This is a genomic window from Lysinibacillus sp. NPDC097214 (assembly GCF_050277945.1).
Taxonomy (GTDB): Bacteria; Bacillota; Bacilli; order Bacillales_A; family Planococcaceae; genus Lysinibacillus; species Lysinibacillus xylanilyticus_B.
The window spans coordinates 213,039-230,212 of sequence record NZ_JBNNSS010000001.1; the positions used below are offsets into that span (position 1 = coordinate 213,039).

At 37.7% G+C, this 17,174-nt stretch carries 13 protein-coding genes; 8 read left to right on the forward strand and 5 right to left on the reverse strand.

Going from position 1 to position 17,174, the window contains the following annotated elements; all coding sequences use genetic code 11:
• Positions 1-188: 188 nt before the first annotated feature.
• The 3 genes from kdpC to kdpA are packed head-to-tail and all read right to left on the reverse strand — an operon-like array spanning position 189 to position 4,626.
• A complete protein-coding gene (gene kdpC, locus ACQKMI_RS01100) occupies positions 189-839 on the reverse strand; it encodes a K(+)-transporting ATPase subunit C (RefSeq protein WP_427486797.1) in 651 nt (216 codons plus the stop codon).
• A gap of 12 nt (positions 840-851) precedes the next feature.
• Positions 852-2,915, reverse strand: a complete 2,064-nt coding sequence (gene kdpB / locus ACQKMI_RS01105) for a potassium-transporting ATPase subunit KdpB (RefSeq protein WP_427486798.1) — start codon at positions 2,913-2,915, stop codon at positions 852-854.
• 16 nt (positions 2,916-2,931) lie between these two features.
• Positions 2,932-4,626 (reverse strand): potassium-transporting ATPase subunit KdpA, encoded by a 1,695-nt coding sequence (kdpA, locus tag ACQKMI_RS01110; protein WP_427486799.1) that lies wholly within the window; start codon positions 4,624-4,626, stop codon positions 2,932-2,934.
• Between the two features lie 375 nt (positions 4,627-5,001).
• Here kdpA and ACQKMI_RS01115 point away from each other — a divergent pair, with 375 nt between their 5' ends.
• The 7 genes from ACQKMI_RS01115 to ACQKMI_RS01145 all read left to right on the forward strand — a co-directional run bounded on the left by ACQKMI_RS01115 (position 5,002) and on the right by ACQKMI_RS01145 (position 13,435).
• Positions 5,002-7,719, forward strand: a complete 2,718-nt coding sequence (locus ACQKMI_RS01115; RefSeq protein ID WP_427486801.1) for a DUF4118 domain-containing protein — start codon at positions 5,002-5,004, stop codon at positions 7,717-7,719.
• Between the two features lie 132 nt (positions 7,720-7,851).
• On the forward strand, positions 7,852-8,553 hold the full coding sequence (locus ACQKMI_RS01120) for a response regulator transcription factor (protein WP_427486802.1): 702 nt from the start codon (positions 7,852-7,854) through the stop codon (positions 8,551-8,553).
• A gap of 121 nt (positions 8,554-8,674) precedes the next feature.
• Positions 8,675-8,902, forward strand: coding sequence for a FeoA family protein (locus tag ACQKMI_RS01125; RefSeq protein ID WP_079563825.1), 228 nt, complete (start codon positions 8,675-8,677; stop codon positions 8,900-8,902).
• Positions 8,899-10,878 carry a ferrous iron transport protein B gene (gene feoB, locus ACQKMI_RS01130; protein ID WP_427486803.1) on the forward strand — a complete coding sequence of 660 codons (1,980 nt, stop codon included), beginning with the start codon at positions 8,899-8,901 and terminating at the stop codon, positions 10,876-10,878. The genes ACQKMI_RS01125 and feoB overlap by 4 nt, the downstream gene beginning before the upstream one ends.
• A gap of 10 nt (positions 10,879-10,888) precedes the next feature.
• Positions 10,889-11,068: a FeoB-associated Cys-rich membrane protein gene (locus tag ACQKMI_RS01135; RefSeq protein ID WP_427417155.1), complete on the forward strand. Its 180-nt coding sequence runs from the start codon at positions 10,889-10,891 to the stop codon at positions 11,066-11,068.
• A 782-nt stretch (positions 11,069-11,850) separates the two neighbouring features.
• Positions 11,851-12,393, forward strand: a complete 543-nt coding sequence (gene vrrA, locus ACQKMI_RS01140) for a VrrA/YqfQ family protein (protein WP_427486805.1) — start codon at positions 11,851-11,853, stop codon at positions 12,391-12,393.
• Between the two features lie 73 nt (positions 12,394-12,466).
• Positions 12,467-13,435 carry a 4-hydroxy-3-methylbut-2-enyl diphosphate reductase gene (locus ACQKMI_RS01145; RefSeq protein WP_323647209.1) on the forward strand — a complete coding sequence of 323 codons (969 nt, stop codon included), beginning with the start codon at positions 12,467-12,469 and terminating at the stop codon, positions 13,433-13,435.
• A 41-nt stretch (positions 13,436-13,476) separates the two neighbouring features.
• On the opposite strand, the gene ACQKMI_RS01150 is transcribed toward ACQKMI_RS01145, so the two are convergent.
• Entirely contained in the window at positions 13,477-14,178 is a 702-nt protein-coding gene (locus ACQKMI_RS01150; protein ID WP_427486806.1) for a response regulator, read from the reverse strand.
• A 236-nt stretch (positions 14,179-14,414) separates the two neighbouring features.
• Positions 14,415-15,995, reverse strand: coding sequence for an ATP-binding protein (locus tag ACQKMI_RS01155; RefSeq protein WP_427487327.1), 1,581 nt, complete (start codon positions 15,993-15,995; stop codon positions 14,415-14,417).
• A gap of 112 nt (positions 15,996-16,107) precedes the next feature.
• Here ACQKMI_RS01155 and ACQKMI_RS01160 point away from each other — a divergent pair, with 112 nt between their 5' ends.
• Positions 16,108-17,157, forward strand: coding sequence for a TRAP transporter substrate-binding protein (locus tag ACQKMI_RS01160; RefSeq protein WP_427486808.1), 1,050 nt, complete (start codon positions 16,108-16,110; stop codon positions 17,155-17,157).
• Positions 17,158-17,174: the final 17 nt, after the last annotated feature.

Sequence of the window (17,174 nt, forward strand, 5' to 3'; positions counted from 1 at the left end):
CTAACGTAGTGGCAGCGACAGGATGTTGGTCACGATGGCGTTATCACAGGACGTGATGCTCTTAGCCTTTGTTCCCCTTCTTGCTCGCTCCAGGGACTCATCTGTAACACTGAACTCCGAGGAGTCGCTCAGTCTCCACTCCAATCAACTTTTCATGGCATACGTTTTAACATAAGTCATCCCAAATTTTATTGATGAGCCTCTTTTCCCTCCATTCTTTTCATAATATCTAGATTGGCCATAAGGAAGTTCACCTTATTTTCCCCAAAAATCCCTAACGTACGTTTTTCCGTATTTGCTTCTATAATTTTTTCAATCTCATCCTCTGAAAGCCCATTTGCTTGAGCAATTCGTTTAACTTGTATTTCTGCAGCCTTCACACTGATGTGTGGATCCAATCCTGAACCTGAAGCAGTCATTAAATCTGCAGGTATATCTTGTCTTTTTACGGATGGGTTTGCCAGCAAAAACTTCTCGATATCTGCTTCTATCCGTTTCTTCAATTCTGGATTTGATGGTGCATAGTTAAACGTTCCAGAGCTAACACCGCCATAGTTCACCCGACCCTTTTCGTCTGGTATCGTATCCTCTTTCATATAAACATTATAGTTAACAGATGAAACACGACCCCAAAAATATTCTGGAGCAGTAAAAGCTTGACCGATTAATTCTGAGCCAACTGCTTCACCATCCGTCTCTATTAAACTGCCATTTGCTTTGTGATGAAACAACCCTTGAGCTAATGCAGTCACTGTAAACGGATATATAAAACCACATAAAACGAACATTGACATTGTAATAAGTAATGCCTGTTTTGAGTTCTCAAAAAATTTTCGCATGTAGCTTCCTCCTTATAACCCAAACGTATGGAATAGTGGCCCAACTAATAAATCAATCAACTTAATACCAATAAAGGGAGCAATAATACCGCCTACGCCATAAACTAGTAAATTTTTATTTAATAATTTTTCAGCACTCATCGGCTTATACTGTACCCCCTTCATTGCAATAGGTATTAATAGTGGTATGATCACTGCGTTAAAAATTAAAGCAGAAATAATCGCACTTGAAGGAGAATTGAGATTCATAATGTTTAATGCACCCATCTCTGGTACAGCGACCATCAACATAGCTGGGATAATTGCAAAATATTTTGCAATATCATTCGCAATACTGAATGTTGTTAACGCACCTCGCGTCATCAGTAGCTGCTTCCCTATTTCTACAACTTCAATAATTTTAGTTGGATTTGAATCTAAATCGACCATATTAGCAGCTTCCTTCGCTGCATTCGTTCCTGAATTCATGGCAAGACCTACATTCGCCTGTGCCAGTGCTGGCGCATCATTCGTACCGTCACCAGTCATAGCTACAACTTTCCCTTGTGCCTGCTCATCTTTAATAACTTGAATTTTATCTTCTGGCTTGCTTTCTGCAATAAAGCTATCTACTCCAGCTTCCTTTGCGATAGCTGCTGCAGTTAGTGGATTATCTCCTGTACACATGATCGTTTTAATGCCCATTGCACGAAGCTGATCAAAGCGTTCCTTGAGTCCAGTCTTTACGACATCCTTTAAGTAAATAACACCTAAAATTTTATCGTTTAACGCTACTACAAGTGGTGTCCCCCCGACAGAAGATACTTGCTGAATCAGCTGTTCTAAATTTTTAGGAATGCTATGACCTTCTTTAATGCTTTCTTTTTTTATCGTATCATAGGCTCCTTTTCGAATTTTTGTGCCATCCTTCATATCCAAACCACTCACGCGTGTCTGTGCGGTAAATGGAATATGCTCACTTGACTTGATAATGTTTGCTTCATCGTCTTTATTTACACCTAATTCGCAAGCAAGTGTCAAAATTGATTTTCCTTCAGGCGTATCATCTGTTAAAGAACTAAGCCATGCAGCTTGCATCAAATCTTTACTTTCCACCCCTTTTACTGGGAGAAATTCAGCTGCCATACGATTGCCATAAGTAATAGTTCCTGTTTTATCTAAGATTAATGTATCTACATCTCCACACGCCTCTACGGCTCTTCCAGACATCGCAATAACATTAAACTGAGTCACTCTATCCATTCCTGCAATACCGATTGCCGATAATAACCCCCCAATGGTTGTGGGAATTAAACACACTGTAAGTGCAATCAATGTAGCGATAGAAATCGGTACATGTAAATAAGTTGTCATTGGATAGAGTGTCACAACAACTAATAAGAAAATAATCGTTAAGCTTACTAAAAGTGTATTGAGTGCTATCTCATTTGGCGTTTTTTTACGACTGGCTCCTTCGATGAGCATAATCATTTTATCTAAAAATGATTCCCCAGGCATGGAGGTAATTTCGATCATTAGCCAATCACTCGTAACTGTTGTACCACCTGTCACTGATGAAAAATCACCACCTCGTTCCTTTACAACAGGAGCAGATTCACCCGTTATTGCCGATTCATCTACGGTAGCAATCCCATCAATGACTTCCCCGTCATTCGGAATAACCTCCCCTGCCTGAACTAAAACGATGTCGCCTTTTTTTAACTCATGTGCCTGTTTAAGTATTTCAGAACCATCACTCAGCAAAACACGAGCCTGTGTCACTGTTTTCGTCTTTTTTAAAGTTTGAACCTGCGCCTTCCCTCGTCCTTCCGCAATTGACTCAGCAAAATTAGCAAATAGAATAGTAACAAAAAGAATGACAGCGACGATTGCATTATACAATCGGTCATGTTCTCCTACTCCGCTACCAAACATATTCGGAAAGAGGGTTAATAGCAGCACAAACATAAACCCTACTTCTACTACAAACATAACTGGATTTTTCAGCATATATAGTGGACTAAATTTCTTTAAAGCGTCTATAATTGAGCTTTTTAGCATATTGCCCGTAAGCAAACCTTTTCTTGCTGTTTCCATACGTGTCTCTCCTTATTTATAAATAAAGTTGTAAGTGCTCTGTAATTGGCCCAAGAGCTAATGCTGGTAAAAATGTAAGGGCACCAATCATTAAAACGATAGCAACAAGCAAAAATGTAAAAATAGTATTATCCGTTTTCAATGTTCCCAACGAATCGCTATGAAACATTTTTTTAGCAAGTAGAGACGCTATAGCTAGTTGAATAATGATCGTCAAATAACGTCCGAAGAACATGGCAAGCCCTGTCGTCACATTCCAAAATGTTGAGTTGTCGGCTAATCCTTCAAAACCTGAGCCGTTGTTTGCAGAGGCAGATGCAAATTCATATAAAACTTGCGATAAACCATGTGCACCTGGATTTGTTATGCCCGCTACCCCTGCTGTTGTTGTAACTGCAAGTGCTGAAAATAGTAGAATAATAGCAGGGTGGATTAAGATACAAAGAGCAATTAATTTCATTTCCTTTTCCTCAATTTTCTTACCTAAAAACTGAGGTGTTCGACCAATCATTAAGCAGGCGATGAAAATCGTCAGTAGCACATACATCATCATGTTCATCAGGCCGACTCCTTTGCCTCCGAACACAACATTCAGCATCATATTAAACATTGGGATAAGACCACCAAGCGGTGTTAATGTATCATGCATATTGTTAACAGATCCCGTTGTAAAAGCAGTAGTCACTGTTGTAAACAACGCTGATTGCGCTACCCCAAAGCGCATCTCTTTTCCTTCCATACTTCCAAGCTCCTGCGAAATTCCGAGCTCACTAATGATTGGATTACCCGCTCTCTCAGCCACATACACAGTCAACAATCCGACTAGAAACAGCACACTCATCGCCACAAAAATGGATAGACCTTGTTTGCCAAATATCGTTTTCTCTTTTCTATGTGCGACCATTAAACTAAATGCAACTACACAAGCACCAGGTAATAACATCATAGATAGCATTTCCACAATATTAGAAATGACCGTTGGATTTTCAAAAGGCGTCGTTGAATTCGCTCCATTAAAACCACCACCGTTAGTGCCTATATGCTTAATGGATTCAAGAGAAGCTACAGGCCCAAGTGCAATATCTTGAACTTTACCTTCTATTGTTTGAACAGTTTGATTCGCACTTAAGGTTTGCGGAGAACCTTGAGATACTAAAATAATGGCAACAACAATAGATAAAGGCATTAACACACGTGTAATAACACGAACAAAATCTACAAAGAAATTCCCTATAGTATCAGTTTTAGCAACAAGGCGACGGCAGAACGCCATACAAGCGGCATATCCAGTAGCTGCAGATGTAAACATCATAAAGATAATGATTAACATTTGTGATAAATAGCTAAGTCCTGATTCGCCACTATAATGTTGAAGATTCGTATTCGTCATAAATGAAATAATAGTATTAAACGAAAGTGTTGCTTCCATATTGTCAATATTATTCGGATTTAAAAACAGCATCGCTTGAATGCGTAATAGAATATATCCAATAAACACCATAAAGGCATTCGACAAAATTAATGAAAGTACATACTGCTTTCCAGTCATATCCACTTGCTTAATGCCACTTAATTTATAAATAACGGCATCCAATCTATCCATTATTGGATCAAGCCATGTTTTTTGTTGCATTGTCACCCGAAATAGATAGTGCCCAGTTAAAATAACGATCGGTAAATAAATAATTAATACGATGGCAATTTGCCACATACCGCAATACCTCCTACAAGCCTATTAATAGTTTTCAGGATAAAGTAATGCATACCCTAGATAACCGAAAAGGAACACAAGTACAATCCCCATAATAATCCACATTTTTATTCCCCCTTACTTCTCTTCGACTAGCTTAAAGCACCATGCGGTTAACGCATAAAGACATACAAAGCTTATGATGAGTAAGCCAGTCATATAAAAGTCCATCAATTCGAAACACCCCTTCTCTCTTTTGGATGCTCTCATCATACTGACTTTCAAATTAATGTAGTGTTAGGAAATCGTTTTTTCTATTAAGAAACTATAAAGAGGGAAAATCTTAATACTTTCTTAATGGAAGATAGCGCTATAATACAATTGAGGTGAAAGAGGATGGAAAATACACGTCCAACTCCAGAGACGTTTTTAGCGAGGCTTCAACAGGAAGAACAATTTGTAGGGAAGTTAAAAATCTTTCTTGGTTATGCTGCTGGAGTAGGTAAAACTTATGCAATGCTAGATGCAGCACATCAAGCACAAAAACTTGGTAAAGATGTGGTAGTTGGCTATGTAGAACCACATCCTCGTCCAGATACGTTAGCTTTACTTGAGGGACTTGAGCAAATCCCTACGAAAAAAATAATTTATAAGGGTAAACCTTTTCAGGAATTAGATATTGATGAAGTACTGAAGCGTAAACCGGAAATTGTCCTTATTGATGAATTGGCACACACTAATGTTCCAACGATGCGTCACAAGAAACGTTTTGGAGATGTAGAGGAATTACTTGCAAAGGGCATTCATGTCTATACAACAGTAAACATTCAACATATTGAAAGTCTACACGATATTGTAGAGGAAATAACCGGAATAAAAGTACGGGAGCGTATTCCAGATTATTTAATTGATCAAGCTGCACAAATAAAAATTGTCGATATTGAACCAGATGAGTTAATTCAGCGCCTACAAGAAGGTAAAATTTATGTAAAACAACAAGCTGAAAAAGCATTGCAATCTTTTTTTCGTAAACAGAATTTAGTATCACTTCGAGAAATTGCACTACGAAGAGCAGCAGATACGATTAACTATAAGCAGGTAAACAGCAGTGAATCTATGAAAAATCCTGTACAAATCGAAGAGCATTTACTTGTTGGTATTAGTAGCTCTCCCACTAATGCTAAGGTTATTCGAACTGCTGCTCGACTTGCACAGGCATTACATGGAAAATTCACCGCTCTTTATGTACAAAACGTACAGGAGCATAATAAAAATAACGCAAATTCAGAACGACTTCAGCAGCATCTGAAACTTGTTGAACAGCTTGGCGGCCATGTCGTAATAGTTCAAGAAGATGATGTAGCTGCTGCCCTTGCCAACTATGCACAAATTAGTGGTGTCACCAAATTAGTCATCGGTAGAACTAGTATGAGAAAAAAATGGTGGCGACCAAGTACAAAAATTAGTGATCGACTCAATGAATTTGTACCGAATTTAGCAATTCACATAGTGCCTGATCAGGAAAACGAACAATTCTACTTCCCTACTGTAAAAAATAAGTTGTCATTTGAATGGCTTGACTTATTAAAAATGGCTATAGTATTTGGCATCGTATCAGTTGTTGGGCTATATTTTTACAAAATTGGTGTAAGCGACTCGAACATCATCACTATCTACATTTTAGGTGTCTTAATTCTTGCCATTTGGTCATCAGGATGGATGATGAGCATTATTAGCTCCATCATAGCCGTACTGCTTTTTAATTACTTTTTTACAGAACCACGTTTTTCATTTAACGCCTATCATCGCGACTATCCGATGACCTTTGTTATCATGTTCCTTTCAGGGGTGATTACAAGTAGCTTAACAAAAAAAATAAAGGAGCAAACCATTGTAGCTGTTCGTAAATCTTACCGAATGGAAGTGCTCCTTGATACGAATCGCAGGCTTCAACATGCTAAATCGATAGAAGAAATTATTACGGAAGGCATGTCACAAATCGTTAAGTTAGTAGAAAGACCCGTACAATTTTTTGAAATAGAAAATAATTTAATTGAGAACTCAATTTTTTTCCGAACTGAGAGCATATCTAGTATTGAAAATAATAAAATAGCTTCCTTCTTTGAGAATCCGAATGAACATGGTGTAGTAAGCTGGGTTATAAATAATAAGCATGTAGCAGGTGTGTCCACTGATATATTTCCTGAAGTGAATGCCTACTATGTACCGGTTATTTCAAACGGGCGTGTTAAGGGCGTGATTGGTATTGCACTGTCAAAGCAATCACCGTTACCTGCATTTGAACGAAATATTTTGCATGCCATTATCAATGATTTTTCATTCGCACTTGATAAATGGTATTTACAAAAACTCAATGAAGAAGTAGCTAGAGAAGCTGAGATGGAACAAATTCGAGCAAACCTTTTGCGTGCAGTTTCTCATGATTTAAGAACACCGCTAACTGCTATTTCTGGTAATGCAGATATATTACTATCAAATGCATCCCAAATTCGAGAGGATGAAAAAAGCAGAATATATGAGGATATTTATAAAAATTCCAAATGGCTTGTACAAATGGTTGAAAACTTACTTGCTGTGTCTAAGTTAGAAGATGGACAATTTGCTTTAGAGTTACAAATGGAACTAGTAGAAGAAATTATTCAAGAGGCACTAACACATGTCGTTCGTCTAAATAATACCCATGAAATAACCTATCAAATTGAACCTGAATTTGTATTTGCTTTAATGGATGCGCGACTGATTATTCAAGTTCTCATTAATATTATTGATAATGCATTGACCTATACACCATCAGGTAGTGTTATTACTATACAGGTAAAAGAATCTGAACATTTAGTACACTTCCGCATTTCTGATGATGGACCTGGCATTGATGATGCTATAAAAGGAAGCCTTTTTGAGCCATTTACAACTGGAAAAGTACAGCGTAGTGATAGTCGAAGAGGCCTGGGTTTAGGCTTGGCTCTATGTCAAACTATTTTAAAATTACATGGGAGCGAAATAACAGTTTCAGATAATAAACCAAACGGAACGATTTTTAATTTTTCACTGAAAAAAAGCTCTTTACCAAAAGTTAAGGATGACATTTATTAAATTGGGCGACTTCTTGGGATCAACGTCATAGGCGGGATTCTGATCAGCCCTTCTTTGTAATCGCCCATTAGGAACAGAAATAACTCCCATCCGCGTTATGGGAAAGAGCCGAAAAAGGAGTAATGAAATTCGATGAATAAACGAATTCTAGTAGTAGAAGACGATGTAGCCATTGGCAATTTAATTAAAATGACATTAGCTACTCAGCAGTATGAATTCGATATTGCACGAGATGGTAATAGTGCTCTACAAAAGGCTCTTGCCATGAACCCAGACGTATTTATATTGGATTTAGGACTACCGGACATAGACGGTGTAGAGCTCATAACGAAAATTAGAAGCTGGACTCAAACACCTATTATCGTAGTTAGTGCACGTGGCGAAGAGCACGATAAAATCAATGCTTTAGATGCTGGAGCAGACGATTATGTTACAAAGCCTTTCAGCGTTGAAGAGCTTTTAGCCCGAATTCGAGTAGCTTTGAGAAGAATGTCGTTCGAGCATCAGCTAGAAAACGAACCCTCTGTCTTTGTAAATGGTCATTTACAAATAAACTACGCGGCAAATACTGTGTTTGTAAATGGTAAAGAAGTGCATTTGACGCCTATTGAGTATAAGCTCTTGGTTGTTTTATCAAAGCATGTCGGCAAAGTATTAACACATAATTTTATTTTAAAGGAAATTTGGCACAATGCACTTCAATCGGACGTTCCCAGTCTAAGAGTTTTTATGGCCACTCTTCGAAAGAAAATAGAGGACAATCCAGCTAACCCGAAGTTAATCCAGACACATGTCCGCGTTGGGTACAGAATGCTGCGTTGTCATGAAGAATAAAAGTCTTTAACTTTGCTAAATAGTATTGTTTTATATAGTAAACTTATTATTGATAGACTCGCCAAAAAGTGATAAGATTTTTCCGATAATGATTATCACTACAAGAAAGTAGGTAGATCTCATGAACCTTCATGCGGTTCAATTGGGTGAAAAAGTTAAAGTGAAAGATCTTCAGCAAATTGACACTCTTTTATGTAAACGATTAAATGCATTCGGTATAAAGGAAGGCTGTCAAGTTTGTATGGTCCAAAAAGGATGGTTTTCTGGCGCTTGTATTTTAGAATGTCAAGGACAGAAAATCGGGCTTAGAAAAAAAGATTTAATGGATATAAAGGTCGAACAATTATGAGTAGATTAGCTTTAATAGGAAACCCCAATATCGGTAAAACATCATTGTTCAATACGATGACAAATTCATATGAATATGTCGGCAATTGGAGTGGTGTAACCGTTGAAAAAAAAGTAGGACAAGTAAAAAAACTACAAAAGGAAATTATTGATTTACCTGGTGTCTATACGCTTAACCCGATTTCAAAAGATGAAAGTGTTGTGACTTCATTTTTACTTGAAGATCAAGTAGATGGAATTTTAAATATTATTGATGCCTCTAATTTCGAACGAAATATGCAATTAACTGTAGATATACTTGAACTTAGAAAGCCTGTTTACATTTGTTTAAATATGATAGACGTTGCGAAAAAGAAAGGCATTTCAATTGATGTCGAGAAATTACAGCGTTCTTTAGGAGTACCTGTTATTCCAATAAGCGCTCGAACTGGTAAAGGTGTCGAAGGTATTTATACTGCTATTCAAGCCTCCGAACATACTCAACAACGTTTTACATTAACCTATGATGACCTAATTGAAGAAGGCATCTCAAAAATTGAAGCATTGTTACAGCATATTCCTGAAGAGCAAAGAAGATGGTGTACTATTCAATTTTTAATAGGAAATGACGCTGTTGACGCTTATTTGAAAGTCAAGGAATACTTTGAACAGCTAGTTGCAGTGCGTGATGCTTTAGAGAAGCAAATAGGTGAACCATTAAATAAAGCTATTGCTAAAAAACGTGATTTATATATTTCCAACATCTATAGCGAAGTAATTATACAAGAGAAAAGTGAAACACAATGGACAGAGAAAGTTGATAAAATTCTAACACATCCGATTTTAGGTATTCCGATTTTCTTAGCGCTTATGTTTTTAATGTTTCAAGCAACGTTTGCATGGATTGGTACCCCGCTATCTGATTATTTGGATGGCATTGTAGGCGGCCCTCTAACAGATACTGTTACGCAAGGCTTAGAAGCTATTGGTGCGGCCCCTTTTATTATTAATTTAATATGTGATGGGATCATTGCAGGGGTTGGTGGCGTCTTAGTTTTCATTCCACAAATCTTTGTACTGTTTTTCTTTATTTCACTATTAGAAGATTCCGGGTATATGGCGAGAATTGCTGTTGTTATGGATCGCCTTATGGAATTTTTCGGCTTAAACGGCAAGGCCTTCATTCCGATGATTGTAAGCTTTGGATGTAATGTTCCTGGTGTAATGGCTGCAAGAACAATTGAACAGCCAAGAGAACGACTATTAACTATTCTTGTTGCTCCATTTATGAGCTGTTCAGCAAGGTTACCTGTATATGCTTTATTTGGTGCCGCATTCTTTACTGCACATCAATCTTTAGTGGTATTCTCCCTGTATATAATGGGTATAGTGATGGCTCTTATTGTGACAAAAATATTATCAATGACGCTTTTGAAAAATGAAACATCCGTTTTTATTGTTGAATTACCAGCTTATCATGTACCGCAGCTAAAAACACTTTGGCGTTCCACTTGGGAAAAAGGAAAAGGATTTTTCCGCAAAGCTGGTACTATAATATTTGCAGGCTCCGTGATTATTTGGCTTCTTTCTTATTTAGGACCACATGGCGCTAATGTCAATATGGATGATAGCTTTTTGGCAATTATTGGAGGCGCTTTTGGTGTGTTGTTTATCCCACTTGGCTTTGGAACATGGCAAGCCGGAGCATCCCTTATTGCTGGTTTCCTGGCAAAAGAAGTGATTGTTTCAACAATGGCGATTATTTATGGAGTAAGTGAAGGTGTCTTATCGTCTACAATGACAACTCATTTTACAGCTTTAAGTGCTTATACATTCTTGGCCTTTGTTTTACTGTACATGCCTTGTTTAGCTACAGTAGGTGCAATAAAAAGAGAAACACAGTCTGTGAAATGGACATTATTCGCAACCATTTATCCATTTGTTGTAGCGTATCTTATTGCACTTATGATTTATGGTATTGGGAATTTATTGATGTGAGGTGTATAGAATGTCTTTATTGATTAATATCTTAATCGGTAGTATTATATTTGGCTATGCTGGTATTACCTTATATAAGAGCATTAAGAAGCAAAAGAAGGGCAAATGCGCATCGTGCTCATTACAGAAAAGTTGCTCCTCTAACGCTTGTGTCCCCCCTTCTCAACTGAAAGATTTTACTACTAAATAAATAGAGCGAGGTATTTCCAAACTGTTAATTTGTTGGAGATTACCTCGCTTTTTTGTGCACTTTTAGAGATGGAGGGCAGGAATTTTGAAATGACATTTTGCTAAAACGTATACCATGTGAATAAGTTGATTGGAATGGAGGCTAAAAGCATCACATCCTGTGATAACGCCTTCGTGACCAACATCATGTTGGCCCGAGACCCTGGAGCGAGCACATAGGGGAACGAAGGCTAAAAGCATCACGTCCTGTAATAACGCCTTCGTGACCAACATCGTGTTGGCCCAAGCGGCTCATCGGACGCCCCCAAGAAGCTTTGCTCTGTGCGAAAGCGTAGCGACAGCAACAACAAATGTTTTATCTGCGCGAAAGCGTAGCGGCAGCGACAAAGCGCCCAGCCGGAACGGAAATCAACCACTCACTTTGCCTATGCGCCTCTTAAATTTTAAATTTATTCATTTCTCCTTCACGGACACCGCTTCTTCACTTAATGCCTTTGCAACAGCGTTAATTTCTAGAATAGTCGCAGATTGTTTTGCATGATTTACCAACAAAACATTATACCTTTCTTATCGACCGAAAAAGTGAAAAAATGTGTAGTTTTCAAGAATTTTTTACCACTTATTGACTATGAAATAAGAAAACCTGACAGGATATAGTGAGACACATTTACAATCGCCCTAGTTATTTATTTAAGCGTGTCGAACGCTAACTTACCCATCTGCATATCATATTTATAATCAGGTATGTCATCAATGATAAATCACTATCGAAAGGAGATCGTTATGGTATTTAGACCACAGTTCCCAATGTATCCTGGTGGCATGAGAATGCCCATGCAAATGCCGATGCAAATGCCAATGCAAATGCCAATGCAAATGCCAACACCTCCGCAGATGTCACCGCAGTCCTTTTTCCCGCCTGGAGGCTTCCCAACTCCACGAATGCCGGGTGGCTTTCCAATGTCTAGTGGAATAGGATCATTTGGAGGACAAATGCCAATGCCTTCCATGCAGGAACCTTCAAAAATCGGTTCATTTTTGCAGCAGGCGAATAACTTATTTAACTCAGCGAAAACATATACGCCTTACATTCAGCAAGCAATGCCAATGGTGAAAAATATTCCGTCACTTTTAAAATTGTATAAAGGATTTCAAGGTCTTCCTGCTGCAGGAGCTGCCGCGGGGGCTGGAGCAGTAGCAGCTGAAGCAGCGGCTAGCGGAGGAGCAGGTTCTACTAAAAGTCGAAAAGCGTCTCGACAAAATGCATCATTAACTCCTGCTGACCCACTTCCATCTAAGCCCCGTATATTCCAGCCGCCTATGTAGATGAAGGTTTCTTTGTATTCGCCGTTCCTGTCCGTTATAATGTAGATAGGTAAGCTTGAAAGGAGTCACAACCATGCAAGTATTAAAAATTAATCCACGTGGCTATTGCTACGGTGTAGTTGATGCGATGGTCATCGCTCGAAACGCCGCACTCGATAAAACATTACCAAGACCTATCTACATTTTAGGTATGATTGTGCATAATAAACATGTCACGGATGCCTTTGAAGCAGATGGCATCATCACATTAGATGGCGAGAATCGTTTAGAAATTATTGAACAAGTTGAAACTGGCACTGTTATTTTCACAGCGCATGGTGTTTCACCTGAAATTCGTGAAATTGCGAAGCGAAAAGGCTTAGTATCCATTGATGCTACATGTCCTGACGTAACAGTTACACACGATTTAATTCGTGAAAAATCATCAAATGGCTATGATATTATTTATATTGGTAAAAAAGGCCATCCCGAGCCAGAGGGAGCAATTGGCGTTGCACCAGATCATGTGCATTTAGTGCAATCATCCACTGATATTGATGCATTAAATTTAACGAATGATAAATTACTAGTAACGAATCAAACGACGATGAGTCAATGGGATGTCGCTCATTTAATTGATAGTTTAAAAGAGAAATTCCCACATATTGAGGTGCATAAGGAGATTTGTTTGGCAACCCAGGTTCGTCAAGAGGCAGTTGCACAGCAAGCGGGGGTAGCAGATTTACTTATTGTTGTTGGTGACCCAAAATCCAATAACTCAAATCGTTTAACACAAGTGTCTGTTGAAATAGCAGATACGCCATCATATCGAATTGCAGACGTTTCTGAGCTAAAAATTGAATGGTTAAAAGGAATTAATTCCGTCGCTGTCACTGCAGGGGCTTCAACGCCAACACCAATTGTAAAAGAGGTTATTTCATTCCTTGAACAATTCGATGAAAATGATGAATCAACACACAGCATTAAGCGTACAATTACATTAGATAAAATTCTACCTAAAATTAAAACGCCAAAGCCTGTTGATAAAATTATGCCTTACTAACTGAAAAACCCTGATTGTCTGTTTTGACAATCAGGATTTTTTTATTTACTAAAATAATAGTTAACCGGACGACCAATGCCACCATAATGCACATCCATCGTAATTTCCTCTTGCTTCTCTAAATAATCTAAGTAACGTCTTGCTGTTACACGTGCAATACCTATACCACTGGCAACTTCTTCGGCCGATGCCCCTTCTACAGATTGCAAATAGTGCACAACTTTCTCAAGTGTTGCACGATTAAAACCCTTAGGTAGACTTTTTTCCGACCTTACGAAATTTGTTTGCTGAACCTCATTATGCCCATCATGATAATGGAATAATTGATCGAGCTCCCCCTGTGTTAACTCACGCTCTGTTTGTATTTGCTTTTTGAAGCGCAAATAATTTTCAAGGGTGCCTTGCACTCGTTCAAATGAAAAAGGTTTCATAATATAATCAAAGACGCCAAGATGCAGGACCTGTTTGACAGTTTCCATATCATTAGCAGCGGTTACCGTAATTACATCTACCGGTAATTCAAGTTCACGAATTTTTCGTAAGCTTGTCACTCCATCCTGTTCTGGCATGAAAATATCCATAAATACTAATTCTGGTTTAAGTGTTCGAATTTGAGCAATCCCCTCTACTCCGTTTGAGGCTTGCCCAATTACTTCAAATCCAGCTATCTTTTCTATAAATTGGCGATTAACTTCTCGCACCATTGGATCGTCCTCTATTAATAAAACCTTTGTTTGTATCACTGTTAGCCCTCCATACACTCTGTTCTATCTCTATATGTGTAAATTTTCACTTAAGGAAGCTATCTAAGAGAGCGTCACATTGTTCCCATAGAATTTCTCGCTTCTACTTCAACTATAAATACTTAAATCCCTTAAATTTCCACTACCTAGAATGGCAAATGAACTCCAAGTAGTCGCCCAGTCTTTACTCTAATCAAAAAAACAAATGTTACCCTCAGCCTTTGGTGATACGCCTATTAAGTATGGTAAAAAGTTATTAAAAAGCTTGTTCCCTTATTCGCTTCACTTATGACTTCAATTTCTCCCTTTCCTTTCTGTACAATTTCTTTTATTAAATAAAGTCCAATGCCTCGACCTTTTTTCTCTTTTGTTGAATAACCGTTATCAAAAATATGTGATTTCACTTCATTTGTCATGCCTATACCATTATCTGTTACTAAGATTGCCAGCACATCCTCATCTTCATCAACAGAAACATGGATCATTTTTTCTGCAATTTGTACATCCCTTAGTGCATCAAAAGCATTTTCGATTAAGTTTCCAAATAAAATAACGAAATCATGATGGTCTAAATTGTTGGGAAATGTTGTCAAACGGCTTTCTCTGTCAATCTCCAGTATGATCCCCTGTTCTTTCGCATAAGAAATTTTACTAAGCAATAGCCCTGAAATATTTTCATTTTTAATTCGTTCATTTAAAAAGTTTGTAATTTCATCGTGTTCTTCTTTTACTTGCGTTAAGTATGATAGTGCTTGTTTATGATGTCCAAGTTGCAAAAGACCCGCAATTGTGTGCAATTTATTTTTATGCTCATGTGTTTGTACGCGTAATGCTTGTACAAATGCCTTCACACCGGTTAATTCCTCTGCAAGCTTTTTCACTTCTGTACGATCCTTAAACATAGCCACAGCGCCAACCGTTTTTCCATTAACTTGTATAGGAATACGATTACTCATAATACTGTGATCATTAATATAGAGCTCACGATTGAAAATAGGTTGATCTAACTCCAAAATTTCCGGTAATCGTGTATCAGGTAATACATCAAAAATCTTCTTCCCAATTAATGTTGATGGTTGTTTATGTACACCTAATATTTCAGATGCTTTTTCATTAAATATTGTGATGGTCAATTCATTATCTATTGCAATAATTCCTTCATGCATCGCGTTAAAGGTTTCTGTTCGTTCTACATACATTTTAGCAATTTCATGAGGCTCAAGACCAAACATTTGCTTTTTCATATGAAGGCCTAACGTATGAGCCCCCCATGCACTAAAGAAAAGAGACAATAAAATAGTAATCATTAATTCTGTTTGAATCGATTGTAGTAACTCTGCAACAGTTAAAACACTATAGCCTGCTACTACTACACCTATTTGCCTTCCTTCCTTACTCATAATCGGGACGAATGCCCGTAGCATATCTCCATGTTGACCATGTGCGATGGATGTATAATAATGCTCTGAGAACGCTGCGTTTAGATCACCTGATTGCGAGACTTGCCCAATCTCTTCTGCATTTGGATGTGAGTACTTGCGCCTTTGCATATCAAGGACAACAATATATTCTGCACCATTTATATCACGTATTTCTTCCACTACAGGATTAATGTGTTTCGTAGCCTTATTAAAATTATTATTTGCAATGTACGTTTTCAGCTCAGGAAGCTGTGATACGGTTTTTGCCACGAGTACAGCCTGATTTCCAAGCTTGTCCTTTTGTTCATTCATGACATACCCTAGCAAAAATGTACCACCTATACTAAAAGAGAGCATGAGAATAAAAAAAGTCAAAGACATAATTTTTCTCTTCATCGATAATTTTTGAAATTTCAAGATGTCCGCCTCCCTCTTACTATATTTTAGCTTACTCCATATGTTAGAATAACAAAAACATCAGAAAATACGAAAAAATTGGGTGTAATAGATGAAAAAATTTATTATTGGAACAATAGTAACCGTTTTACTATTAACGATAGCGATTGGTGTTCAACAGGGCTTACTATTCTCCAAACCTCTTCCCTATGACGATGAGCAAAAAGGCTTGGATACACAAATTACGATTCATTTAAGTCATGTGGTAGCTGAGAATACTCCAAAAGGACAAGCGGCAAGTAAATTCGCCGAGCTTGTTGAGAAAAAAACAAATGGTGAAGTGAAGGTACACGTCTACCCAAACTCTTCCTTGTTTAATGATGAAAATGAGTTTCAGGCTTTGCAAAATGGAGAAGTAGAAATGATTATCCCTACTTTTTCAAAGATGACATCCTATGTACCAAATTGGCAGGTTCTTGATTTACCTTACCTTTTTAATACGGATGATGAAGTCCACGAAGTTCTTACAGGTTCGATTGGTGAACAGTTGTTAAATGAGCTTGAACCTTTTCATATAAAAGGACTGGGCTTTTGGCATAATGGCTTTAAGCATTTAACCACTGTCAATCACCCTATTCATACATTTGAAGACTTAAAAGGCTTACGAGTCCGTACAATGCCAAGTAAAACTCTTGAAAAGCAATTCGAGGCTGTTGGGGCTACACCAACTCCAATTTCCTTTAGTGAGGTTTTTACTGATTTAGAATCGAATACCATTGATGCTCAGGAAAACACAGCGTCAAATATTTATTCTAAAGGTTTCTATAAAGTGCAGAAGCATATGACTTTAACTAAGCATGGCATTTTAGGATACGCTGTTTTAATTAATGATAAGTTTTGGGAATCTCTACCTCCGAAAATTCAAAAACAAATTATGGAGGCTATGAAAGAAACAACAGACTGGCAATTTAAACAGGCTGTAGAAATGAACGAAGAAGATCTGCAAAAACTTGAGCAGCAAGATAACTTTGAGATTTATACGATGAGCGATAAGGAACGGCAACGCTTTAAAGAAAAACTAGCACCTGTTTATGATTTTTATAGAAACAATGTACAAAATAACGATGCTTTATCGGAAATTGAAAAAATTGTTTCCCCTTAGAGTAAAACTTTAACTTC